Below are 22,505 nucleotides of genomic sequence, written 5' to 3' on the forward strand. Positions count from 1 at the left end.
CGTGTGCGCCGGGCATCCCTTTCCGGCTGAGACAATGGTGTCCATGACCGACGACGCACGTGCCCTGCCCGACAGCGACCTCCCCGACGACGACACGTCGGTGGAGCGTGCGCTGCGTGTCGGGTTGGACGATTTCGACCTCAGCGACGAGGACCGTGCGCTGCTCAGTGGAGCAGGGGCTGGACGCGACGGTGACGAGGCCGCCGAGGCGCGTCCGGTGGTCGCCGTCGTCGGGCGTCCCAACGTCGGCAAGTCCACGCTGGTCAACCGGATCCTGGGGCGCCGTGAGGCCGTCGTCGAGGACGTCCCCGGGGTGACCCGGGACCGCGTCGCGTACGACGCCGAGTGGACCGGTCGTGATTTCACCCTCGTCGACACCGGCGGCTGGGAGGTCGACGCCACCGGTATCCACCTGCGGGTCGCCGAGCAGGCCGAGGTGGCCGTGGAGCTCGCCGACGCCGTGCTCTTCGTGGTCGACGCGACCGTGGGCGCCACCGACACCGACGAGGCCGTGGTGAAGCTGCTGCGCAAGTCCGGCAAGCCGGTCGTCCTCATCGCCAACAAGGTCGACGACAACCGCACCGAGGCGGACGCGGCGATGCTGTGGTCGCTCGGGCTGGGTCAGCCCTACCCCGTCTCGGCGATGCACGGCCGCGGCACCGGTGACGCTCTCGATGCCGTCCTCGCGGTGCTGCCGGACGAGAGCAACGTCAACGGCGCCTACCCGCGCGGCGGGCCTCGGCGCATCGCGCTCGTCGGCCGACCGAACGTGGGCAAGTCCTCGCTGCTCAACAAGCTCGCGGGGGAGGAGCGCGTCGTCGTCGACAACGTCGCGGGCACGACGCGCGACCCCGTCGACGAGATGATCGAACTCGGCGGCAAGGTATGGCGATTCGTCGACACCGCGGGTATCCGCCGGCGGGTGCACCAGACCCGCGGGGCCGACTTCTACTCGTCGCTGCGCACACAGACGGCCATCGAGAAGGCCGAGGTGGCGGTCGTCCTGATCGACGCAGAGGAGTCCATCGCCGAGCAGGACATCCGCGTCGTGCAGCAGATCGTCGACGCCGGCCGCGCGCTGGTCGTCGCGTACAACAAGTGGGACCTGCTGGACGAGGAGCGCCGCTACTACCTGGAGCGCGAGATCGAGCGCGAGCTGGTGCAGATCACCTGGGCGCCGCGGGTCAACATCTCGGCGATGACCGGCCGGCACACCGACCGGCTGGTCCCCGCCCTGGAGACCGCTCTGGCGTCCTGGGACTACCGCGTGCCGACCGGCCGCCTCAACGCCTTCCTCGGCGAGGTGGCCTCGAGCCATCCGCACCCGGTCCGCAGCGGCAAGCAGCCGCGAATCCTCTTCGCGACGCAGGCTTCCACGCGTCCGCCGCGGTTCGTGGTCTTCGCCAGCGGCTTCATCGAGGCCGGCTACCGACGCTTCCTCGAACGCCGCCTGCGCGAGGAGTTCGGCTTCGAGGGCACCCCGATCGAGCTGTCGGTGCGGGTACGGGAGAAGCGCAAGCGCTGAACCTGGCTCCCGCTGCGGTCGATTGGGCCGCAGCGAGGCCGGTGGGATATCGTTTCGCTCGCCCTCCGGGGCAACGGTTCGACAATTTCACAACGGGATGTGGCGCAGCTTGGTAGCGCACTTGACTGGGGGTCAAGGGGTCGCAGGTTCAAATCCTGTCATCCCGACAGATCGGCTCTGGCCTGCTCGCGCGGGCCAGAGCCGTTGTCATGTCGCGTCGCGTCGCGTCGGGAGCGGCGGGGCGGGTCGATGGAGAAATTCAGGCTCAGCCGGGGTCCGGCGGCCGGCTTCTGCTGGGGGACGCTGTGCCGGTAGTCCCGCTGCGTGCGTCCGCCCATCACGACCAGATCGCCACCGTGGGTGAGGATGGTCCTCGACTTCCCGCCGACCTCCGGTCGGATGAGGAACCGGCGACTCGCGCCCAGGCTGAGCACCGGGATCACGGCTTCGGCCTGCCGATCGGCGGGCCGGTCGGCGTGCCAGCCGGTGCCGTCGTTGTGGTCGCGGTACCAGTTCATCCACAAGTGCGTGAAGGATCGCCCGTAGTGGGCGGTCAGTGCCGCCGCGAGGTAGTGCAGCACCGGATGCGGTGCCTGCGCGATGACCGGGTACTCGGCCGTGAGGCGGGGCTCCGTGACCTCACGGGTGTACATCCACCGCGAGCGCTGCTCCCATTCGGCTTCGGCCATCAGCATGTCCATCAGGGCCTGATCGCCCGCGAGCCAGCCGTGCACGTGGTCGACCCAGGATGTGTCGTCGAGCGGGATGCGTTCGGCGGTGCCGAAGGTGTGGTCGACGGCCACCCGTAGGCCGCCGGTGAGGTGCAGGTCGGTGGTCACGTCCAGGTCGGCACCCGCGGGCGTCGGGAGATCGAACAGCGCGTCGTCGGCCACGTCGTGCTCCCTTCACCGGGGCGGTCCACCTGTCCTGATGATGGTCCCTACCACCGACAGGAGAGTTCGATGGATGCCCGCATGAGCTGCTAGTCGACCAGGGCCTGGGTGCCCAGCACGATCGCGAGCTGGAGCAACTCGGCGTCCTGTGTGCCGGGCTCGGCCGTGTAGACCATCACCCGTAGGTCGTCGCCCGCGACGACGAGGGTGTCGCAGGTGAGCGCGATGCGGCCGACGGCGGGGTGCTCGATGACCTTGTCGCGCGACTGTGCCGGGGCTGCCGGCGCGGGGGCGGCATCCCACAGCTCGACGAACCGGGGGCTGGCGGCACGCAGCCGACTGACGAGCCGTCGTACCCCGGCGTCGGCCGGGTATCGCGTCGCCGTCATCCGTAGATCGGCGACCAACCGCGCGACCTGTGCCTCGTGCTGCACGGCCGTCTGCACGGTGCGCGATCCGCTGCCCATGACGTTGCGCCACACCCCGTTGCGTTCGTCGCCGCGCAGGACGGAGGTCTCACCCATCAGGGCGTCGTACGCCGCGTTGGCGACCAGCAGGTTCCATGCTGCGTCGTACACGACCAGCGGCACGCCTTCGAGCCGGTCCAGGAGGCGTTGCACGCTGGCGGTGATGCGGGTCGGAACGAGGCCCGGGCCCGGCGCGGAGAGCCCCGTGAGGTGGAAGAGCAGCTCCCGCTCGGCGTCGGCCAGCCGCAGGCTGCGGGCGAGCGCCTCGACGACCTGCGGGGACGGCGAGGTGGCTCGACCCTGTTCCAGACGGGTGAGGTAGTCGACCGAGATGCCGGCGAGCCCGGCCAACTCCTCGCGACGCAGGCCCGCCGCCCGTCGGTGACCACCCCGTCGCAGGCCGACGTCCTCGGGACCGACCCGCTCGCGCCACCCTCGCACCGCACGGCCGAACTGCGACTGCTGCACGTTCCCCATGGTGACCCATCGGCATACAGGTGTCCTGGCCCTGTCAGTCCTACGAAGACCGGACGACTGCCTGGCGCACTCGTCGCAGGCAAGCATGGGCGCATGACCACCACATTGATCACCGGGGCCAACAAGGGCCTCGGCAAGGAGACCGCTCGTCTGCTCGTCGAGGCGGGGCACACCGTCTGGCTGGGCTCGCGCGACGAGACCCGGGGAGCCGCCGCGGCAGAGGAGGTGGGCGGCCGGTTCGTGCAGCTCGACGTCACCGACGACCGATCCGTCTCAGCCGCGATGGCGACCATCGCCGGTTCGGGGACCGGACTCGATGTGGTCGTCAACAATGCGGGCATCGCCAAGCGCACCGGGGGTGCGAGTCAGACCGAGGCACTCGACGGACCCAGCGTCCTGGAGGTCTTCGACACCAACGCCGTCGGCGTCGTCCGGGTCACCGAGGCCGCCCTCCCTCTGCTCGCGACGTCGAGGAACCCCGTCATCGTGAACGTCTCCAGCGCGTTGGGGTCGTTCTGGGCCACGCACGAGCCGTCCCGGCCGGCCTCCCACTTCGTCTCCGTCGTGTACGGCGCGAGCAAGGCCGCGGTCTCGATGCTCACCGTGCAGTACGCCCGCGCGCACCCCGGCATCAAGGTCAATGCCGTGGAGCCCGGCATCACCGCCACCGAGCTCGGCGGGGGTGACCCGGGCAGTCACCCCGGACGACCTGCCGCCCAGAGCGCGCGCGTGGTGGCCGAACTGGCGAGCGTGGGGTCCGACGGCCCGACCGGAGCCTTCTTCGAGGACGCGGGCGAACTCCGGTGGTGACGTGGCGGTCGTAGCGAGTCGCAGCGCCAGCACGGGTGCGCTCGGCCGTCACGCGCGGATCGGCGGCCACCGACGACGGCGCCACTCCTCCCACGTCGTGCATCCCTGCGGTGGGGGTCCGACGGGTTCAGTGCCGTCCAGCTCGCCCTGCGTCGGGGTCTCGAAGGCGTCGGCCCACCGGGTGAGCTCCTGTCTCGATATCGGCCAGGTCGTGTGGGGCGCGTCCGACTGCCGCCGGTCGAGTCGCCTGAACTGCTCGTCCTGCGGCAGTGCGAGGTAGATCAGCTCGACGGTCGCGCCCCGGTCCGCCCCGGCGCGCCGCAGCGCGGAGCGCTCGTCCCGACTCCAGAGGCCGAAGTCGATCACGACGTCGATGCCCAGTTCGAGCGCACGCAGCCCGACCTCGATGAGCCGTCCCTCGATCACGTCCTGCGCCGACGGCGGATTGTCCTGGCCGTAAAGGGCTTTGACCCATTCGTCCTTGGTGAGGCGCAGGGCCCCGCGTTCCACCTCGATGCGCCGCGCGGCGGTGGTCTTCCCGGTGCCCGGAAGCCCCACGGTCAGGAACAGGGTCGGCGGCTGTCTCATCGCCACCTCGGTCCATGCTGACGACTGCGGCCGCCCGCACCGGCAACGAGACTGCCGTCGTCCTGCACCCGCTGGGTCAATGCAGGTGTGGGCGGTAGATGAGCTCCTGGGTGCGGCCGTCGAACGTCCTGCTCTGCACCAGCTCGAGGTCGAAGTCGGCCGCGCCGCCGAAGATGGGATCGGTGCCGGTCTTCCCGGTAATCACCGGGAAGACCGAGACGTGCACGAAGTCGACCAGGCCGGCTGCCATCAACGCCTTGTTGAGCGACAGGCTGCCGTGCGACCGCAGGGGGATGTCCGACTGCTCCTTGAGCTCGGTGATGGAGGCGACCGCATCCCCGGACAGGACGGTGGCGTCCGGCCAGTCGAAGGGTCCCTTCAGCGTGGAGGACACGACGGTCGTGGGCAGATCGCGCATCCGGGCGACCCATGGATCGAGGATCCCCGACTCCTCGGTCGGTGCGCTGAGCATCTGCATGAACTGCTGGAAAGTATTGGCTCCGAACACCATTCGCTGATTCTCGCCGTACAGGGCGAGGCGACGGTCCAGAAACTCAGGGCCCTGCTTGCCCCAGTAGCCTCCCCAGTCGCCGGGCGGGCCGTAGGAGCCGTAGCCGTCCAGGCTCATGTAGATGTCGAAGGTGTAGGTCGCGGTCATGAGCTGCTCCCTCGTACTGGGTCGACGGGTGCGAGTCGGTGCCGCTTCGGAACTTATCGCCGGGGAGACCCGTCCGGTACCCAGATCGCGGCATCGTGGGCGAAGGCCACCCGGCGCGGGTCGAAAGCGAGCAGGGTGTCGACCCAGTCGGGTGCGACGGGCAGCGGCGGCGCATGACCGAGGTCGGCGCCGCTTCTGGCCAACGCGTCCTCGCTCCACAGCGACGCCGTCTCGTGCGACTGGCCGGCCAGCACGATCGAGCCGTCGTCGCACTCGACGATCACGGACTGATGGCCGGCGACGTGACCCGGCGTCGGGACGACGTGCACGCCGGGCAGGATCTCGGCGCGCCCGTCGAGCACCTCGTAACGCACGCCGGGATGGTCGATGAGTTCGCCGACCGTGTAGTCGCCGCCGCGCGCCGTGGCCAGCTCGGTGCGTTGGGTGAAGACGGGGAGACCGGCCAGCCCCGGGTTGCCGCCACAGTGGTCGAAGTGCAGGTGGCAGTTCACGACGAACTGCACATCGTCGATGTCGACCCCGGCATCACGCATCGCCTGGGGGAGCGGCACGCGCTGCGGGCGGTACCACGCCTCCGTCTCCTCGTCGGCGGCACCGATCCCCGTGTCGAGCAGGAGCAGCCCGTCGGCGTGCGGCACTGCATACCCGTAGACGGCTTCGATCTTCGGCGACCCGGTCCCGGTCTCTTCGGGCGGCCGCACGAAGCTGCCGAGGAAGACCCGTCGTACGTCGTCGATCCTCATCGCGCGATGTCTCCCACCCACCGCTGCGCGTACGACAGGTAGGTGCGACCGATCCGTGCGGAGGCCTCGGCGTCGTCGACGCTGCCGCGGGTCCAGTCGCGGATGGTGTCCTCCCAGATGCTGCGCCCGATCGCGAACCCCACGAACGCATCGACCTGCGCCGCGACGTCCAGCCAGTGCTCGAGCCGCTCGGGCGGCGCATCCCGGCCGAGCACGATGAGGTCGGCGTCGTGACCTCCGGCGCGAGCCTGCGCAGCCACCGCACGGGCCGCGTCGACGGTCTCCAGGCCCTCGACCTTCCACAGCGTCGGCGCGACACCTGCCTGCTGGTTGTCGGCGATGACCCGCGTCACGAGTTCGGGTCGCATGTCACGGTCGTAGCGGTCCGCATCACCGTCGACCGATGCCTTCTGCTCGTCCGTGGCGGGCACGAGCAGCTCGTAGAGGAACGCCACGCGCGCGTCCGCGAGCGCTCCACTGACCTCGGCCAGCGCGTCGAGCTGGCGTGAGCGGTCGGAGGCGTCGAACGACGGGTTGTCCCGCACGAGCACCTTGGCGTACGCCGGGCCGACCTCGCGGACGTGGTCCAGCCACTTGTCGCCGTACTCGAGCGTGAACCAGTCGTGCCCGCTCGCCTCGATCGGGATCGCCAGGACCACTCCGTCGGCCGGCGCGGCACCGACCACCGCCGCGCCGTACTGCTCGTCGACGAGCACCCCGACTCGCCCGGCCGTCACCTGCGAACGCACATCGCGCAGCCCGGCGTAGATGATCTGCTTCGCCCGCCGCATCCCCTGCGCCTGCTCGTCGGTCGGCGATTCGTGCTCGACGCCGAAGAGACTGGACCCGAACGAGCCGCGATGGTCCATGGCCAGGATGAGGAGCGGGTCGTCATGGGTCGGAGCCGGGGTTACGGGGACGGTCACGGTGTTCTCCCTTGTCGGTGGACGGGGTGTGACCATCCTGCTCCCCGCATCGCTCTCCTAGTCCCGAATCGGGGTGGAGGTGCGCCGGGCGTCGACCAGGTACGACGCGAGCGGCGCGATGACGAACGCGATCGCCAGCAGCGTGATCGCCAGGACGTTGGGGCTCCCGCCCGACGACGTGAGGAGACCCTTGAAATCGAAGGAGACCAGCAGGAAGAGGGAGAACACGATCGCCACGACGGGCACGACCGTGCCGAGCAGCCGGCCCGTGCGGATCGAGGCCCACCGCTCCTTCCGGCTCCGCGCGAACCGGATGACCACCACCGGGACGATGAGGAACTGCACGAAGCGGGCGATCACGGCGAGCCCGGTCAGATTGGCGGTGTCGTAGCCCAGCGACAGCGGGAAGGCGATCGCCAGGACCGCGGTGATGCCGAAGGCGAGCAGTGGCACGCCGTAGCCGCGCTTGCGGGCGACCGCCGCCGGCAGGAGGCCGTCCTCGGCCAGTGCCGTGAAGAGCCGCGGCGAGCTGAACGACGAGGCGATGTTGATCCCGAACAACGACACGAGGGCGCCGATCACGACGAGGGTGTGCACCGTGTCGTTGGAGATCGCGGCGGCGAGCTTCACGGTGTCGGAGGAGTTCGCGATTTTGTCCGGCGCCAGGAGCATCCCCGAGGTGATCGCGAGCAGATAGGCCACCGCGACGATCACCATGGCCGTCGGTACGGCGCGGGGCAGCGTCCGATCCGGCTGTTCCATCTCCTCGGCGGCGTTCGCGATCGACTCGAAACCGGTGAAGGCGTACAGCGCGGCGATGACCGCGAGCACGACGCTGGCGAACTCACCGGTGCCCACGTCGACGAAGCCGAAGATGGAGTAGGTGCTCGGTCCGCCGTACACCTTGCTGCTGCCCGCCAGGTGGTAGTGGTTGCGGCCCGTCGCGAGCACCGTGACGACGGCGGCGACGATGAAGACGACGAGGGCCAGGACCTTGCCGACGGTCGAGATGCCGTTGGCCCACGCGATGACCCGGTTGCCGAAGTAGTTGATGGCCAGCAGTAGCAGGATGAAGAGCACGAAGGTGAGCGTCTTCACACTGAGGAAGCCGGTCTCCTTCGACCATCCCTTGTCCGGGAAGACCACCTGCAGGAAGGTCGTCACCGCGAACGACGCGAGCGTCCCCCACGCGATGGCCGCGGTGAACGCGTGGGTGACGCCGACGTAGATGGCGGACCGGCGACCGATGCCGACCATCGTGTACGCGTACGCCGCGCCGTTGGTGCGGACGTAGCGCGCCGCCGTCGCGAACACGAGGGCCAGGACGAGCGCGAACACCGCTGCGATCACATACGCCAGAGGCGCCAGGGTGCCCGCGTCGGCGATCACGGCTCCGGGGGTCAGGAAGATCCCGGCGCCGATCACGGCGTTCACTCCGAGGAGTACGACGCTCCAATAGCCGAGCGGTCGGCGGAGAAGGTCGGCTCGTTGCTCGCTCAATGCCCGCACATCCCTTATCGATTCGGAAAGCAATACTTATATCCGGACCGATGGCGGGCACTGGGAGGTGCCCGCGTACCGAGATGACGGGCTCGGCTGCCGCCGAGCGTCGCTCGGGCGTCGGCCGGGACCACCCCGGCCTCGCCCGCTCAGTGCTGTGGCGCGACGGCGCGGTCAGGCGACCAGCTTGTGCAACGCGAAGCGCGCGATCGGCAGGTAGGCCGCGAGCACCGGCCAGGCACTGCGCGCCTCGAGCCAGGTGCTGCAACCGGTCGGCGCGGCGTCGACGCCGTGCGCCAGATGCATCCGGATGGGCCCGACGCGCGCGGTCCACACCCACCGCATGCCCGCTTCGTCGAAGGAATCCACGACGAACGCGACGCGCACTCCCAGCGGACCGAGGACCGTCCCCGTCGCCCCCGTGCTCAACCGTTCGACGTCCGTCTCGACGCCGCGGATCTGCGGCGACCAGGTCGACCAGAGTTCGGGTCGGGCATACCGCTCCCAGGCCTGCGCCGCCGTCGCCGGTCCGGTCGCACTCAGACGGGCCGTGCCCATCGCGGGGTTTCGCATGGCCTCACCATCGCACCCGGCTGCGACACCGGTCCCGGCGCGCGTCGTCAAGGCCCGCTCGGTGCCCTCCCGACCAGCGGATCAGGCAACTGAACACCGTAAGGGCCCGCTCGGTGCCCTCCCGGCCGGCGGATCAGGCAACTGAACACCGTAAGGGCCCGCTCGGTCCCGAACGTGCACCATGCGGAGGGTCAGGAGATGCCGGCTGCCCGTTCCAGGTTGCCCAGTTCGTCGTCCAGGTGGCGCAGCAGCCATTGCAGGTGTGGCACGGCGCGGCGGCATCCGGTCAGTCCGAACTCCATGCTGCCCGCGTAGCTGGCGCAGGTGATGTTGAGCGCCATGCCCTGCATCGGGATGGACAACGGGTAGCTGCCGACCAGCTTGGCGCCGCCCAGGTAGTGGGTCTCCCTGGCACCCGGGACGTTGCTGATGATGAGGTTGAACGGCGGGCGCACCACACCCTGCAGTCCGAACCAGGGCAGCAGCATCGCCGGCGTCATCCCGACCGCGCTCATCGCGACGATCTGATTGGCGGTCATCTGCGACAGCGCCTGCTTGCCGTCCTGCATGCCGGCGTGGATCTGCGCCAGACGCTGCGCCGGCTCGGCGACATCGGTCGCCAGTCGGGCCATCATGGTCCCGATGGCGTTGCCGCCCTCGGAGGAGGCCGACTGGGAGTCCTTGGCGTTCAGACCGACCGGCACCATCGCCACCAGCGACGTGTCCGGGAGTTCCCCCAGGTCCTCCAGGTAGCCGCGCACGGCGCCGCCGCACATGGCGAGCACCACATCGTTCACCGTCGTCCCCGATGCCTTGGAGATCGCCACCAACCGCTCCAACGGCCAGCTCTGCGCGGCGAACCGGCGCGACCCGGTGATGGTGGTGTTGAAGATCGTCTTGGGTGCACGCATCGACACCGGGGACGTCTCGTCGCGTGCGCCGCGGGTGAGGGTCCTCGCCAGCGCGCCGGGCATCCCGGCAGCGTCACCCGCCAGACCCCGTACGGTGCGCAGCAGCTGCGTGGCGACGTCGCCGCTCTCCTCCTGCTTCGCGGGGCGTTCGCGACGCGGGCGGCCGGCCCACATGGGCACGATCTCGGGGTCGTTCGGATCGGTGCTGAGGGTGTTCATGAGCAGCCGGCTCGCGGCGATGCCGTCGACGAGCGAGTGGTGCAGCTTGACATAGATCGCGAAGCGGCCGTCCCGCAACCCCTCGATGACGTGGGCCTCCCAGAGGGGACGGTCGCGCGCCAGTGGAGTCCCGTGCAGTCGCGAGCACAGTTCGAGCAGCTCGCGCACCCGCCCGGGCTTGGGCAGAGCGCTGTGTCGCACGTGGTGCTCGACGTCGAACTGCGCGTCCGGCTCCCACATCCACTGACCCGCCGTGCGCCACGAGCGGGTCGGCCGCTTCAGGAAGAGCGGGTTGATGTCCTCGACGGCGATCAACTGCTCATAGACCCGGCGGGCGTGGTCGCGCGGCGCCCCCGGCGGCTTCTCGAACAGCTGCAGGCTTCCGACGTGCATCGGCATCGCGCGGCTCTCCGACAGGAGGAACGCCAACGACGTGGGATCGATGAGACTGGGCGTCATCGGCGACCTTTCAAGGAGTGTGACGCAGATCATTGCGCACGCGATGTCGGCGGGCACCGGCAGGATGGGTCCATGACCTCTTCCATCCTGTGGTTCCGCCGCGACCTGCGACTGCACGACCACCCGGCACTCAACGCCGCCGTCGAGCAGGCCGGTGCGTCGGGGGTGGTTCCCCTGTTCGTGATCGAGCCCGCGCTGTGGGACGGAGCCGGCGATTCCCGTCGCCGATGGCTCGCCGCGACGTTGCGATCGCTGGACGCCGAGTGCAACGGCCGGCTGACCGTACGCCGCGGTGACCCGGCGAAGGTGGTGGCGCAGGTCGCCCGCGAGCAGCACGCCGACACCGTGCACGTCTCCCGTGAGACCACCCCGTACGGGCGGCGGCGCGACGAACGGGTCACTGCCGCCCTCGGCGACGACATCTCCCTCGCCGAGACCGGCACGCCGTACGCCGTCGGGCCCGGCGTCATCACCAACGGCAGCGGCTCTCCGTACAAGGTCTTCACGGCCTTCTCGCGTGCCTGGCAGGACCACGGCTGGCCGGCTCCGGCGGAGCGCCCGTCCCGGATCCACTGGGTCGACGGCGGCTCCGGCGACGACGCGCACGAACTGATCGCCGACGCCGCCGAGGGAGAGCTCGACTTCGCGGTGGGGGAGGACGCGGCGCACCAGCGGTGGGAGGACTTCCTCGACGGCCCGGTCGACCACTACGGCACCGACCGCGACCGCCCCGCCAAGGACGGCACCTCGCGCCTGTCGCCCTACCTCAAGCTGGGCGTGCTGCACCCGCGCACGCTGCTCGCCGACCTGGCCCACAAACGCTCCGACGGTGCGCAGACCTACCGCACCGAGATCGCCTGGCGCGAGTTCTACGCCGACGTGCTCTGGCACCAGCCGCGCTCCTCCTGGCACGACCTGCGCGACCAGCTGTCCGGGATGACGTACGACGAGCCCAAGGAGGCGATCGAGGCCTGGAAGGCGGGGAAGACCGGCTATCCGATCGTCGACGCGGGGATGCGCCAGCTGCTGCAGACCGGGTGGATGCACAACCGGTTGCGGATGATCACGGCCAGCTTCCTCACCAAGGATCTGCACGTGTGGTGGCCGGTGGGCGCACGGCACTTCCTGGATCACCTGGTCGACGGCGACGTCGCGTCCAACAACCACGGCTGGCAGTGGGTGGCGGGCACCGGCACCGACGCCTCGCCGTACTTCCGGGTCTTCAACCCGGTCACCCAGGGGCAGAAGTTCGACCCGGACGGCGCCTACGTGCGCCGCTGGGTGCCGGAGTTGCGCCACCTGCAGGGCAAGGCGACCCACGAGCCGTGGACCGTCGACGACGGGTACGCCGAGGGCTACCCGGAGCGCATCGTCGACCACGCCGACGAGCGCAAGGAGGCCCTGCGCCGCTACGAGTCCGCACGCTGACCGCGATCGATCGCCGCCCGGTGCCGCATGTCCGGCGGACGAGGTCGCGTCGGGCAGGATGACCCCCATGAATCGCAGAATCGTGGTCGTCGGCATGGGATATGTCGGCCTGTCCAACGCCGTGCTGCTCGCGCAGCACAACGACGTCCTGGGCGTCGACCTGGACGTGTCCAAGATCGAGCGCCTGCAGGCCGGTGTCAGCCCGATCAGCGACCCCGAGCTGGAGGACTTCCTGGCGCACGCCGACCTGCGGCTCACCTTCGCCACCGATCCGACAGCGGCGTACGCCGACGCCGATTTCGTGGTCGTGGCGACCCCCACCGACTACGACCCGCAGACCAACTACTTCAACACCTCCAGCGTGGAGGGCGTCATCCGCGACGTGCTCGACGCCGGGAGCAGCGCGACGATCGTCATCAAGTCGACGATCCCGGTGGGCTGCGTGCACGCGCTGCGTGAGCAGTTCGGCACGGAGGCGATCCTGCACTCCCCGGAGTTCCTGCGGGAGGGTCGCGCTCTCTACGACAACCTGCATCCGTCGCGGATCATCGTGGGCGCCCAGACGCAGGAGGCCAAGGAGTTCGGCGAGCTGCTTCTGGAGGGCGCGGACGCCGGCGGGTCCGGCGGCGAGATCGCGGTGCTGCTGACCTCCAGCAAGGAGGCCGAGTCGATCAAGCTCTTCTCCAACACCTTCCTGGCGATGCGGGTCGCCTACTTCAACGAGTTGGACACCTTCGCGATCACCCACGGCGTCGACAGCCGCCAGATCATCGAGGGCGTCAGCCTCGACCCGCGCATCGGCAGCCACTACAACAATCCGTCCTTCGGATACGGCGGCTACTGCCTGCCCAAGGACACCAAGCAGCTGCTCGCCAACTACCGGGACGTCCCCCAGAAGCTGGTGGAGGCCATCGTCGGGGCCAACACGACCCGCAAGGACTTCATCGCCACCGACATTCTGCGCCGTAACCCCTCCGTGGTCGGCATCCACCGGCTCATCATGAAGGCCGGTTCGGACAACTTCCGGGCCAGCAGCGTGCAGGGAATCATGAAGCGCATCAAGGCCACGGGCGTCGAGGTGATCGTCTACGAGCCGGAGCTGGAGGGCGACACCTTCTTCGGCTCCCGCATCGTGCGTGACCTGCAGGAGTTCATCGACACCGCAGACGTCGTCGTGGCCAACCGGCGCACCCCCGAACTGCAGTCGGCGGGGGCGAAGGTCTACACGCGCGACCTGTTCGGCGAGGACTGAGCAAGCTCCTCCTGCGCCGACACTTCGCGGCGTACCGTGAGGTGGTGGCACGAGAGCTGAAGGTGCAGGACAGCGACGATCACCTCGAGGTGAGCCCCCCGCTGCATTCCGCGGCCGGCGTACCCGCGGTCACCCGCGCGATGCGGATGGCGATGAAACAGATGGGTCCGGCCCGCTCCGGCCGCACGCTGCTTCGCCTCAACCAGCCGGGCGGCTTCGACTGTCCCGGGTGCGCCTGGCCCGATCCCGGGCACACGCACGCCGCGGAGTTCTGCGAGAACGGCGTCAAGGCCGTCGCCGAGGAGGCCACCACCCGCCGGGTCACGCCGGAGTTCTTCGCGAAGCACAGCATCGAGGAGCTGCGCGGCCGCACGGACTACTGGCTGGGCCAGCAGGGGCGTCTCACCACCCCGATGCACAAGGCGCCCGGCGACACCCACTATCGGCCGGTCAGTTGGGATGCCGCGCTGGACATCGTCGCGGGCCACCTGCGGGGGCTCTCGGATCCCGACGAGGCGGTCTTCTACACCTCCGGCCGCACGAGCAACGAGGCGGCGTTCTGCTATCAGCTGTTCGCGCGGGCGTACGGCACGAACAACATGCCCGACTGCTCCAACATGTGCCACGAGTCGAGCGGCACGGCCCTCACCGAGTCGATCGGGATCGGCAAGGGCACCGTGACCCTCACAGACGTGGAGAACGCCGAGCTGCTCGTCGTGGCCGGGCAGAACCCCGGCACCAATCACCCGAGGATGCTCTCGGCCCTGGAGGCGGCGAAGAAGTGCGGTGCGCGCATCGTGGCGATCAACCCGCTGCCGGAGGCGGGCCTGATCAAGTTCCGCAACCCGCAGACCCCCCGTGGCGTGATCGGACCCGGCACCCCGTTGGCCGACCTCTACCTGCAGGTCCGCCTCGGCGGTGATCAGGCGCTCTTCCAGGCGCTCGGACACCTTCTGCTGCAGCGCCCGGATGTGCTCGACAAGGACTTCATCGCGCAGCACACCAGCGGATTCGAGGAGTACGCCGCGTCGTTGGCGACACTCGACTGGGACGCCACCGAGCGCGCCACCGGCTTGCAGCACAGTGAGATCGAAGCGCTGGCAGACGAATTCGCCCGCTCCCGCGCCACGACGATCTGCTGGGCGATGGGGCTGACCCAGCACCGGCACGCCGTCGCGACGATCCAGGACGTCGTCGACGTCCTCCTCCTGCAGGGCAACATCGGCAAACCCGGCGCCGGTGTGTGCCCGGTCCGCGGGCACTCCAACGTGCAGGGCGACCGCACCATGGGCGTCTGGGAGAAGCCGGGCGAGAAGTTCCTGCAGGCCCTCGACGACGAGTTCGCGATCACCGCACCACGCGAGCACGGGTACGACGTCGTCGACGCGGTCCGTGCGTTCCGCGACGGGCACGCGAAGGTCTTCATGGCTGTCGGCGGCAACTTCGTGCGGGCCACCTCCGACACCGACGTGACCGCCGCCTCGCTGGAGAAGGCCGCGCTCACGGTGCACGTCTCCACAAAGCTCAACGGCTCGCACGCGGTCACCGGGGACGAGGCGCTGATCCTGCCGACCATCGGACGCACCGAGGAGGATTTGCAGGTCTCCGGCGCGCAGCGGGTGAGTGTCGAGGACTCGATGAGCATGGTGCACGCCTCGCAGGGTCGGTTGCGACCGGCCGACCCGACGCTGCTCAGCGAGGTCGCGATCATCTGCGAGCTGGCTCGAAAGACGCTGCCCGACAGCACGATCGACTGGCCGGCGATGCGCGGGGACTACCGGGTGATCCGCTCGCACATCGCGGCGGTCGTGCCCGGGTTCGAGCACTTCGAGACGCGGCTGGAGCACCCAGGTGGCTTTCTGCTGCCGAGTCCGCCGCGTGACGAACGCCGCTTCGAGACGCAGTCGGGGAAGGCCACCTTCACCACGCACGAGATGTGGGCGCCGGACTGCCCGCCCGGCCACCTGCTGCTGCAGACGGTGCGCAGCCACGATCAGTACAACACCACCATCTACGGCATGGACGATCACTACCGCGGCATCAAGGACGGTCGTCGGGTGGTCTTCGTCAACCCCGACGACCTGGCCGAGTTGGGGCTGCACGACGAGCAGATCGTCGACATCGTCTCGGTATGGCGCGGCACAGCCGGCGCCGACGAGGTGGAGGAACGCCGCGCCGACCGCTTCCGGATCGTCTCCTATCCGACGGCCCGCAGCTGCGCCGCCGCGTACTTCCCCGAGACCAACGTGCTGGTGCCGCTGGACTCCACGGCCAAACGCAGCAACACGCCGACGTCCAAGACCGTGGTCGTGCGTCTGGAGCCGTCGACCTGATGGGCCGGATCACTACGCGTCACAAGGCTGTTCGGTTCGACCTGGCGGGGGAGTCACGCGCGAGGATCGACACGGTCGCCGTCGAAGAGCCCCTGGAGATCCGGGTCGGCGGTGAGCAGCTGACCGTCACGATGCGCACGCCCGGCCACGACATGGAGCTCATCCACGGCTTCCTGCTGGCGGAGGGCGTCATTCGGCATCGGGACGACATCCTGCTGGCGAGGTACTGCAGCGACACGGAGACCCTGAACGTCGTCGACGTCACGCTGCGCGACGCCACCGCCTCGCTGCCCGTGAGCGCGCAACGCAACCTGGTCATGCACGGTGGGTGCGGGTTGTGCGGCAAGACCACGATCGATGCCGTGCTGGCCGCGAGGCCGACCGCGGCGGGCGGCGCGACCGAGTACGCCGGGCCGGCCTGGACCCCGCAGATCCTGGCGCGCTGCGCCACTGCGCTGCGCGACGGCCAGGCGGTCTTCGAACGCACTGGCGGAGTGCACGCTGCCGGCCTGTTCGACGGGTCCGCGCACCCGCTGGTCGTGCGGGAGGACATCGGCCGCCACAACGCGGTGGACAAGGCGATCGGCTGGTCGGTCATGCACGGGGAGCCCGCCGTGGGCAGTTCTGACCGCGCCGACCGTTCCGGACTCGCCCTGATCGTGACCTCGCGGGCGTCGTTCGAGATCGTCCAGAAAGCGGCGATGGCCGGCATCCGGCTCATGGCCTGCGTCTCGGCGCCGTCCAGCCTGGCGATCGAGGCGGCGCAGGAGCTGGGGCTGACGTTGGTCGGATTCCTGCGCGAGGACCGGATGACGGCGTTCACTCACCCGCAGCGGCTGCAGCACGAGACGTCACAGGAGCAGGCTCAGGCACGCGTCGCCGAGGGGCGGATGGTCACCAACTAGGCTGCGCGCTGTGCAGGACAAGGGTGCGGCAGGTCAAGCGGAGCAGACGCCGCAGCCCGTCAGCCACCGCATCGTGACGGTGCCCAACATGCTGTCGACCGCCCGTCTGGTCGGCGTGCCCATCTTCCTGGTGCTCATCCTGCAGCGACACGACCTCTGGGCGCTGCTGGTGCTGGTGCTCTCCGGTGTCACCGACTACCTCGACGGCAAGATCGCCCGCGCGTACGGGTTGGTCTCCCGCCTGGGTCAGCTGCTCGACCCCACGGCGGACCGGCTCTACATCCTGTCCACCCTGCTCGGCCTCGCCTGGCGGCACATCATCCCTTGGTGGCTGGTGGCGCTGCTCGTCCTGCGCGAGGTCTTCGTGCTCGCCCTAGGGCCCATCCTGCAGATCCACCACCTGCCGATCCCGCCGGTGCACTTCATCGGCAAGGCGGCGACGTTCAACCTCATCTACGCGTTCCCGCTGGTGCTGCTCGGCCAGCAGCACGGGGTGGTCGGCACCGTCGCGCTGCCCATCGGGTGGGCGTTCGTGTGGTGGGGGACCGGCCTGTACTGGGTCGCGGGCGTGATGTACGCCGAGCACGTGCGCCAGATGGTGCGCGACCGGCCGGGCCGGACCCGTGCGCCGGTGGACGCGCGATGAGCGGTGCCACCGACCGGGCGCAGGCACCGCCTCGCGACCCGGCCGCTTCGATGTCGCTCATCACCGAGCTGATGAAGAACCCCCTGGACCCGGCGTACCGCCAGGAGGCCGACCGCCGCGCGGCTGCGGGGGGCTCTCGGGAGGCTGCATCGAGCGGGCACCGTTCGCCGATCCTCATCGCCGTGGTGATCCTGCTCGGATTCGCTCTGGCCACCGCGGTGTCCGCGCTGCGGGTCCCCCGCACGCACCAGGACCGGCAACGCGCCTCGCTGATCTCGCGCATCCACCAGGAGCAGGGCGACATCGCCGCGAGTTCCCGGCAGATCACCGGTCTGCGGGGCGAGATCTCGACCCTGCAGAACAAGGCGCTCGCGAGGAACAACGGAGCGAGCACGGCTGCACAGCTGAACGCGCTCGGCGCGAGCACCGGCCTGGTCGCCGTGCACGGCTCGGGAGTCGTCCTCAGCGTCGACAACGCACCGAGCGGCAGTGCGGGCGCGGGCGTCGATCCGCGCCACCAGCAGGGCAGTGACACCACCTCGGCCGAGGGCCAGGTGGCGTCGGCGGACCTGCAGCTGGTCGTCGACGGCATGTGGCAGGGTGGCGCCGAAGCAATCGCGATCAACGGTCAGCGCCTCACCGCCCAGAGCGCCATTCGATCCGCCGGGGAGGCGATTCTCGTCAACTTCCAGCCTCTGCAGCCGCCGTACGTCGTCTCGGCGATCGGACCGCCGTCGTTGCGCACCGCCTTCGACGACTCCGAGGGTGGGGTCTACCTGCACGGTCTGGCGACCGGGTACGGCATCCGCACCAGCCTGCGCTCGGACAGCTCGCTCAAGCTGCCCGCCGCCGTCGTGGCCGACCTGCGTTACGCGAAGGCGGCGCAGTGATCCCGGCACTAGGGCTCCTGGGCGGTCTGCTCCTCGGCCTCTTCCTGCACCCGGACGTGCCGCTCTGGCTGCAGCCGTATCTCCCGGTGGCGGTCATCGCGGCGCTGGACGCCGTCTTCGGGGCGGTGCGCGCCATGCTGGACGGCATCTTCAGCGACAAGGTCTTCGTGGTGTCGTTCCTGTCGAACGTCGTGGTGGCGGGCCTGATCGTCTTCATGGGTGACCAGCTCGGCGTCGGGTCGCAGCTCTCGACCGCCGTCGTGGTCGTGCTGGGTCTGCGGATCTTCTCCAACGTCGCCGCCATCCGCCGGCACCTCTTCCACGCATGAGCGAGCCGGCGCGCGAGTCCGGCTGGCGCACCCTGGCCAGGATGGGCCGCCCGCGCGCGACGAAGGCCAACGCCCTGGCCGCCGTGCTCGCCGCCGCCCTCGGCTTCGCGATGGTGACCCAGGTGCACCAGAACCGCTCCTCGGGCCTGGACAACCTGTCCCAGGACGACCTGGTCGCTCTCCTCGACGGCGAGGCGCAGCAGGCCGTGCGCCTCGGCCACGAGAGCGACACCCTCACCTACACCCGGGACCAGCTGCGCGGCAGCACCGGGGACCAGGCCGCCCTGAAGGCGGCGCAGCAGCGGTTGACCCAGCTCGGCATCCTGGCCGGCACCCTGCCCGCCAAGGGGCCGGGCATCCGGATCACCGTCGCGGACCCCAAGGCCGGGGTGCAGTCGGCCAACCTCCTGGACGCGGTCGAGGAGCTGCGGGACGCCGGCGCCGAGGCCATCCAGGTCAACTCGGTGCGCGTCGTGGCCAGCTCCTACTTCTCCACCGGCAGCGACAACCGGCTGCAGGTCGACGGGACCTCCATCAGCGCGCCGTACGTGCTGCTCGCCATCGGCGACCCGCACACCATGTCCACCGCGATGGCCATCCCCGGCGGCGTCGTGAGCACCCTGCGACAGCTGGGCGCCACCGCCTCGGTGACCAGTTCCACCACAGTCTCGGTGAGCGCGTTGCGGGCCGGAAGCGGCGATCAGTACGCTCACCCCGACACCACCACGTCGACCGGCTGACCGGCCGCGCCGACGCACCGCACGCCTTTACCCGAGGAGCCCCATGTCCCAGCTGGAGTACCCCGCCGACCTGCGCTACACCGAGGATCACGAGTGGGTGCGAGAGCAGGACGACGTGGTGCGGATCGGCATCACGGCCTTCGCGCAGGACGCGCTCGGCGATGTGGTGTACGTCAGCCTCCCGGCGGTCGGCGACCAGCTCACCTCCGGTGATTCGTGCGGCGAGGTCGAGTCGACCAAGTCCGTCAGCGACCTCTACGCCCCGCTGGACGGCGAAGTCACCGCGGTCAACGAAAGCCTCGACAGCACACCGGAGTTGATCAACTCCGACCCGTACGGCGAGGGTTGGATGTTCGAGTTGCGCGTCGCCGACGCATCGGCGGTCGCCGCCCTGAAGGACGCCGACGCGTACACCGCGTCGCTGGGCTGAACCGAGCACTTCCACCGGGCCTGCTTCGGCACGGCCCGCCTCACCGACCCCGTTACAACGATCACATAGGGTGACGCAATGACCGAGCAGCCGGCGTCCGGTGACACCACCGCACGCATCCCCGCAGCAGGAGTCCAGCCGGCGGACGCCGTACCCCCGAGCGAGGTCGGCCTCTCCAGTGCCGACCAGGCGACCGTCGACGCGCTGCGTCCCGGGACGGCGCTGCTGATCTCCCAGCGTGGGCCGGGCTCGGGCGCCCGATTCCTGCTCGATGCCGACGAGGTCAGCTCGGGGCGTCACCCCGACAGCGACATCTTCCTGGACGACGTCACCGTCTCGCGCCGGCACGCCATCTTCCGGCGCACCGGCCAGGGCTACACCGTGCAGGACGTCGGCTCGCTCAACGGCACCTACGTCAACGGCCAGATCACCGACTCGGCACCGCTGAAGACCGGCACCGAGGTCCAGATCGGCAAGTTCCGCCTGGTCTACTACGGTGCCGCCGGCTCCTGAGGGCGGCAGCCACACGGTCGGTGCGGTCCTCGCGCTGCTGCGCGAGGACTTCCCCGACCTGACGATCTCCAAGGTCCGCTTCCTGGATGCTGAAGGTCTCGTCAGCCCGGGCCGTTCACCGTCGGGCTACCGTCGGTACAGCAACGCCGACCTGGACCGTCTGCGATTCGTCCTCACCGCGCAGCGCGATCGCTTCTGGCCGCTGAAGGTCATCCGGGAGGCGTTGGACGCCTACGACCGCGGCCTGCAGCCACCGCAGGACCTGGACGCGCGGCCCGTCCCGCCGCCACCGGCCGGCGACCCCGCGCTCAGCCCGCCGCCGTCACCGCCGGAGGAGGAGCGCGCCGAGCCGCCGTTGCGACTGACCCTCGCGGAGGTGGCGCGCGGATCGGGGTTGAACGAGGCGCAGGTGCGCGACCTGGCGGGCTTCGGTCTGATCACCCCGGACGCCGGATACTTCGACCGGCAGGCCCTGGTCGTCGCCCGCAGCGCCGCCGCACTGATGGCGCGCGGACTCGGCGCCCGGCACCTGCGTACCTTCCGGCTGGCCGCGGAACGAGAGGCCGCGATGGTCGCGCAACTGCGCGGCCGCGGCGGTCGGGGCACCGAGAGCGAGCAGGTCGTGGGCGAGTGCCTGGCACTGCATCTCGCGTTGCTGCGCGCGCAGGTAGCGTTGCACCCATGAGACGGGTCGATGTCATGGGTGTGCGAGTCGAGATGCCGACCAACAAGCCGATCGTCCTGTTGCGCGAGAGGGACGGCGAGCTCTATGTGCCGATCTGGATCGGCGCGCCAGAGGCGACCGCGATCGCGTACGCACAGCAAGGGGTGGCGCCGCCGCGTCCGTTGACGCACGATCTGCTGGTCAACGTCCTATCCGACCTCGGTCACACCCTGGAGCACGTCGTGGTGACCCGGATGGAGGACAGCATCTTCTACGCCGAGCTGGTCGTCGACGGTGACACCACCATCAGCGCCCGCTCCTCCGACGCGATCGCCATCGCCTTGCGTGCCGGGGTGTCGATCTACGTCGCGGACGAGATCTTCGACGAGGTCGGCGTGTCCGTGCCGGTCGAAGAGGACGACGAGGTCGAGAAATTCCGCGAGTTCCTCGACAACGTGTCGGCCGAGGATTTCGAGACGTCCGAGGGCGAAGGACCCGGTGAAGCCCCGGAAGACGGGCCCGAGGACAGACCCTCATCCTCGACTTGAGGGTTACTGTTGCGCGAAGTGCCGCGACACGCCGAAATTAGACCCCGCCGGTCGTTGACCCTGCCCGCAGCGCGCCTTACGTTGCGAGCACGGTTGCAGTGGTTCGCGGGCCCTCCGCAACGCCTCTCCGGCCGTAGAATGCAGGAACAGCGGCTCGTTCGACGGGTTGCTCACGCGGGTCGGTAGGACCCCGGAAACTGGAGGTCGACCGTGGCTGCGACAGGCACGACAGGCGATGCTGCGTCGGTACTGCAGGACGGGACCCGCGCCGCTCAGCCGCTGCAGGGCGCGCTGTTCGCGCACCCGGGTGACGCGTCCGACACCGAGACGGTCGGTTACCGCGGTCCGGCGGCATGCAACGCGGCCGGCGTCACCTACCGGCAGTTGGACTACTGGGCGCGCACGGGGCTGCTCGAGCCGTCGGTGCGCAATCCCTCGGGTTCGGGCCACCAGCGGCTCTACAGCTTCCGCGACATCCTCGTGCTCAAGGTCGTCAAGCGACTCCTGGACACCGGTGTCTCCCTGCAGCAGATCCGGATCGCGGTCAGCACTCTTCGGGCCCGGGGCGTGTCCGACCTCGCCGGGATCACCTTGATGTCCGATGGCGCGAGCGTCTACGAATGCACCTCCGATGAAGAGGTCATCGACCTGATGCGCGGCGGGCAGGGCGTGTTCGGTATCGCGCTCGGCTCGGTGTGGCGCGAGGTCGAGGGCACGCTCAGCGAGCTGCCGAGCGAGCGACCGGAGGAGCCGGAGCCCGCCGTACACCCCGGCGACGAGTTGCGTCAGCGTCGCCAGGCCCGCCACGCCGGTTGATCCGGCCGCGGTAGGAGTCCACCCGCCCGCGTAGTAATCTTGAGCACGCTCGCGACGCCGGCGGGAGAGAACTCGCACGATCCTGTGCGAGGACGCCGAAGGGGCAATTCTCCCCAGAACCTCTCAGGCTCCCGGACCGCCCGGTCGAGGCATCTCTGAAGGCATGTCCCCGCACGGTCGAAGTCCGGCCGGGACCAGCTGACAGAAGGGGAGGCGACCGACCGCCGCCTGCCCTCTGCGA

At 69.8% G+C, this 22,505-nt stretch carries 24 protein-coding genes, 1 tRNA gene and 1 riboswitch; of the genes, 16 read left to right on the forward strand and 9 right to left on the reverse strand.

Annotation, left to right across the window (positions count from 1 at the left end; translation table 11 throughout):
- The first annotated feature begins 43 nt into the window (after positions 1-43).
- Together der and HNR15_RS07725 are read left to right on the forward strand one after the other, a co-directional pair.
- Positions 44-1,525, forward strand: coding sequence for a ribosome biogenesis GTPase Der (gene der / locus HNR15_RS07720; RefSeq protein ID WP_179480538.1), 1,482 nt, complete (start codon positions 44-46; stop codon positions 1,523-1,525).
- Positions 1,526-1,618: 93 nt separating this feature from the next.
- Positions 1,619-1,692: transfer RNA gene (locus HNR15_RS07725), tRNA-Pro, on the forward strand.
- On the opposite strand, the gene HNR15_RS07730 is transcribed toward HNR15_RS07725, so the two are convergent.
- Together HNR15_RS07730 and HNR15_RS07735 are read right to left on the reverse strand one after the other, a co-directional pair.
- Positions 1,684-2,418 (reverse strand): alpha-ketoglutarate-dependent dioxygenase AlkB, encoded by a 735-nt coding sequence (locus HNR15_RS07730; RefSeq protein WP_179480540.1) that lies wholly within the window; start codon positions 2,416-2,418, stop codon positions 1,684-1,686. The two genes, HNR15_RS07725 and HNR15_RS07730, sit on opposite strands and share 9 nt — an antisense overlap.
- A gap of 89 nt (positions 2,419-2,507) precedes the next feature.
- The gene (locus HNR15_RS07735) at positions 2,508-3,353 is read right to left on the reverse strand and encodes an MmyB family transcriptional regulator (protein ID WP_179480542.1); all 846 of its coding nucleotides are present in this window, start codon (positions 3,351-3,353) and stop codon (positions 2,508-2,510) included.
- Positions 3,354-3,455: 102 nt separating this feature from the next.
- On the opposite strand from HNR15_RS07735, the gene HNR15_RS07740 reads away from it, so the two are divergent.
- Complete coding sequence (locus tag HNR15_RS07740) at positions 3,456-4,172, forward strand: SDR family NAD(P)-dependent oxidoreductase (RefSeq protein ID WP_179480544.1); 717 nt, start codon at positions 3,456-3,458, stop codon at positions 4,170-4,172.
- A gap of 48 nt (positions 4,173-4,220) precedes the next feature.
- On the opposite strand, the gene HNR15_RS07745 is transcribed toward HNR15_RS07740, so the two are convergent.
- The 7 genes from HNR15_RS07745 to HNR15_RS07775 all read right to left on the reverse strand — a co-directional run bounded on the left by HNR15_RS07745 (position 4,221) and on the right by HNR15_RS07775 (position 10,770).
- Positions 4,221-4,760: a P-loop nucleotide/nucleoside kinase family protein gene (locus HNR15_RS07745; protein ID WP_179480546.1), complete on the reverse strand. Its 540-nt coding sequence runs from the start codon at positions 4,758-4,760 to the stop codon at positions 4,221-4,223.
- A gap of 76 nt (positions 4,761-4,836) precedes the next feature.
- Complete coding sequence (locus HNR15_RS07750; protein WP_179480548.1) at positions 4,837-5,418, reverse strand: dihydrofolate reductase family protein; 582 nt, start codon at positions 5,416-5,418, stop codon at positions 4,837-4,839.
- 53 nt (positions 5,419-5,471) lie between these two features.
- Entirely contained in the window at positions 5,472-6,182 is a 711-nt protein-coding gene (locus HNR15_RS07755) for an MBL fold metallo-hydrolase (RefSeq protein WP_179480550.1), read from the reverse strand.
- Positions 6,179-7,108 (reverse strand): 2-deoxy-5-keto-D-gluconate 6-phosphate aldolase domain-containing protein, encoded by a 930-nt coding sequence (locus HNR15_RS07760; RefSeq protein WP_179480552.1) that lies wholly within the window; start codon positions 7,106-7,108, stop codon positions 6,179-6,181. Before HNR15_RS07760 ends, HNR15_RS07755 begins: the two co-directional genes overlap by 4 nt.
- 57 nt (positions 7,109-7,165) lie before the next feature.
- A complete protein-coding gene (locus HNR15_RS07765; RefSeq protein ID WP_179480554.1) occupies positions 7,166-8,608 on the reverse strand; it encodes an APC family permease in 1,443 nt (480 codons plus the stop codon).
- A 174-nt stretch (positions 8,609-8,782) separates the two neighbouring features.
- Positions 8,783-9,181, reverse strand: coding sequence for an SRPBCC family protein (locus tag HNR15_RS07770; protein WP_218883596.1), 399 nt, complete (start codon positions 9,179-9,181; stop codon positions 8,783-8,785).
- 191 nt (positions 9,182-9,372) lie between these two features.
- Complete coding sequence (locus tag HNR15_RS07775; protein ID WP_179480556.1) at positions 9,373-10,770, reverse strand: WS/DGAT/MGAT family O-acyltransferase; 1,398 nt, start codon at positions 10,768-10,770, stop codon at positions 9,373-9,375.
- Between the two features lie 72 nt (positions 10,771-10,842).
- On the opposite strand from HNR15_RS07775, the gene HNR15_RS07780 reads away from it, so the two are divergent.
- The 13 genes from HNR15_RS07780 to HNR15_RS07840 all read left to right on the forward strand — a co-directional run bounded on the left by HNR15_RS07780 (position 10,843) and on the right by HNR15_RS07840 (position 22,264).
- On the forward strand, positions 10,843-12,198 hold the full coding sequence (locus tag HNR15_RS07780) for a cryptochrome/photolyase family protein (protein WP_179480558.1): 1,356 nt from the start codon (positions 10,843-10,845) through the stop codon (positions 12,196-12,198).
- A gap of 67 nt (positions 12,199-12,265) precedes the next feature.
- Positions 12,266-13,450, forward strand: coding sequence for a nucleotide sugar dehydrogenase (locus tag HNR15_RS07785; protein ID WP_179480560.1), 1,185 nt, complete (start codon positions 12,266-12,268; stop codon positions 13,448-13,450).
- A gap of 41 nt (positions 13,451-13,491) precedes the next feature.
- Positions 13,492-15,783 carry an FdhF/YdeP family oxidoreductase gene (locus tag HNR15_RS07790; protein ID WP_425484524.1) on the forward strand — a complete coding sequence of 764 codons (2,292 nt, stop codon included), beginning with the start codon at positions 13,492-13,494 and terminating at the stop codon, positions 15,781-15,783.
- Positions 15,783-16,688 (forward strand): formate dehydrogenase accessory sulfurtransferase FdhD, encoded by a 906-nt coding sequence (gene fdhD, locus HNR15_RS07795; RefSeq protein WP_179480562.1) that lies wholly within the window; start codon positions 15,783-15,785, stop codon positions 16,686-16,688. The genes HNR15_RS07790 and fdhD overlap by 1 nt, the downstream gene beginning before the upstream one ends.
- A gap of 10 nt (positions 16,689-16,698) precedes the next feature.
- Positions 16,699-17,334 carry a cardiolipin synthase ClsA gene (gene clsA, locus HNR15_RS07800; protein WP_343048467.1) on the forward strand — a complete coding sequence of 212 codons (636 nt, stop codon included), beginning with the start codon at positions 16,699-16,701 and terminating at the stop codon, positions 17,332-17,334.
- The gene (locus HNR15_RS07805) at positions 17,331-18,224 is read left to right on the forward strand and encodes a DUF881 domain-containing protein (protein WP_179480564.1); all 894 of its coding nucleotides are present in this window, start codon (positions 17,331-17,333) and stop codon (positions 18,222-18,224) included. Before clsA ends, HNR15_RS07805 begins: the two co-directional genes overlap by 4 nt.
- Positions 18,221-18,553, forward strand: a complete 333-nt coding sequence (locus tag HNR15_RS07810; RefSeq protein ID WP_179480567.1) for a DUF1290 domain-containing protein — start codon at positions 18,221-18,223, stop codon at positions 18,551-18,553. Before HNR15_RS07805 ends, HNR15_RS07810 begins: the two co-directional genes overlap by 4 nt.
- Positions 18,550-19,293 carry a DUF881 domain-containing protein gene (locus HNR15_RS07815; protein ID WP_179480569.1) on the forward strand — a complete coding sequence of 248 codons (744 nt, stop codon included), beginning with the start codon at positions 18,550-18,552 and terminating at the stop codon, positions 19,291-19,293. The genes HNR15_RS07810 and HNR15_RS07815 overlap by 4 nt, the downstream gene beginning before the upstream one ends.
- A 43-nt stretch (positions 19,294-19,336) precedes the next feature.
- Positions 19,337-19,723 carry a glycine cleavage system protein GcvH gene (gcvH, locus tag HNR15_RS07820; RefSeq protein WP_179480571.1) on the forward strand — a complete coding sequence of 129 codons (387 nt, stop codon included), beginning with the start codon at positions 19,337-19,339 and terminating at the stop codon, positions 19,721-19,723.
- Between the two features lie 78 nt (positions 19,724-19,801).
- Positions 19,802-20,236, forward strand: coding sequence for an FHA domain-containing protein (locus HNR15_RS07825; RefSeq protein ID WP_179480573.1), 435 nt, complete (start codon positions 19,802-19,804; stop codon positions 20,234-20,236).
- Positions 20,220-20,921 carry a transcriptional regulator FtsR gene (gene ftsR, locus HNR15_RS07830; RefSeq protein ID WP_179480575.1) on the forward strand — a complete coding sequence of 234 codons (702 nt, stop codon included), beginning with the start codon at positions 20,220-20,222 and terminating at the stop codon, positions 20,919-20,921. The genes HNR15_RS07825 and ftsR overlap by 17 nt, the downstream gene beginning before the upstream one ends.
- Complete coding sequence (locus HNR15_RS07835) at positions 20,918-21,448, forward strand: bifunctional nuclease family protein (RefSeq protein WP_179480577.1); 531 nt, start codon at positions 20,918-20,920, stop codon at positions 21,446-21,448. Before ftsR ends, HNR15_RS07835 begins: the two co-directional genes overlap by 4 nt.
- 249 nt (positions 21,449-21,697) lie before the next feature.
- Positions 21,698-22,264 carry a MerR family transcriptional regulator gene (locus HNR15_RS07840; RefSeq protein ID WP_179483656.1) on the forward strand — a complete coding sequence of 189 codons (567 nt, stop codon included), beginning with the start codon at positions 21,698-21,700 and terminating at the stop codon, positions 22,262-22,264.
- Between the two features lie 51 nt (positions 22,265-22,315).
- Positions 22,316-22,413: riboswitch (glycine riboswitch) on the forward strand.
- Positions 22,414-22,505: the final 92 nt, after the last annotated feature.

This window comes from Allobranchiibius huperziae, assembly GCF_013410455.1.
Lineage (GTDB): Bacteria > Actinomycetota > Actinomycetes > Actinomycetales > Dermatophilaceae > Allobranchiibius > Allobranchiibius huperziae.

Coding starts and splice junctions, on each gene's coding strand:
- HNR15_RS07815 (WP_179480569.1), top strand. CDS start 18,550: ATGAGCGAGCCGGCGCGCGAGTCCGGCTGGCGCACCCTGGCCAGGATG.
- fdhD (WP_179480562.1), top strand. CDS start 15,783: ATGGGCCGGATCACTACGCGTCACAAGGCTGTTCGGTTCGACCTGGCG.
- HNR15_RS07825 (WP_179480573.1), top strand. CDS start 19,802: ATGACCGAGCAGCCGGCGTCCGGTGACACCACCGCACGCATCCCCGCA.
- HNR15_RS07745 (WP_179480546.1), bottom strand. CDS start 4,760: ATGAGACAGCCGCCGACCCTGTTCCTGACCGTGGGGCTTCCGGGCACC.
- HNR15_RS07775 (WP_179480556.1), bottom strand. CDS start 10,770: ATGACGCCCAGTCTCATCGATCCCACGTCGTTGGCGTTCCTCCTGTCG.
- HNR15_RS07740 (WP_179480544.1), top strand. CDS start 3,456: ATGACCACCACATTGATCACCGGGGCCAACAAGGGCCTCGGCAAGGAG.
- HNR15_RS07785 (WP_179480560.1), top strand. CDS start 12,266: ATGAATCGCAGAATCGTGGTCGTCGGCATGGGATATGTCGGCCTGTCC.
- gcvH (WP_179480571.1), top strand. CDS start 19,337: ATGTCCCAGCTGGAGTACCCCGCCGACCTGCGCTACACCGAGGATCAC.
- HNR15_RS07755 (WP_179480550.1), bottom strand. CDS start 6,182: ATGAGGATCGACGACGTACGACGGGTCTTCCTCGGCAGCTTCGTGCGG.
- HNR15_RS07805 (WP_179480564.1), top strand. CDS start 17,331: ATGAGCGGTGCCACCGACCGGGCGCAGGCACCGCCTCGCGACCCGGCC.
- HNR15_RS07770 (WP_218883596.1), bottom strand. CDS start 9,181: ATGCGAAACCCCGCGATGGGCACGGCCCGTCTGAGTGCGACCGGACCG.
- HNR15_RS07750 (WP_179480548.1), bottom strand. CDS start 5,418: ATGACCGCGACCTACACCTTCGACATCTACATGAGCCTGGACGGCTAC.
- HNR15_RS07780 (WP_179480558.1), top strand. CDS start 10,843: ATGACCTCTTCCATCCTGTGGTTCCGCCGCGACCTGCGACTGCACGAC.
- HNR15_RS07835 (WP_179480577.1), top strand. CDS start 20,918: ATGAGACGGGTCGATGTCATGGGTGTGCGAGTCGAGATGCCGACCAAC.
- der (WP_179480538.1), top strand. CDS start 44: ATGACCGACGACGCACGTGCCCTGCCCGACAGCGACCTCCCCGACGAC.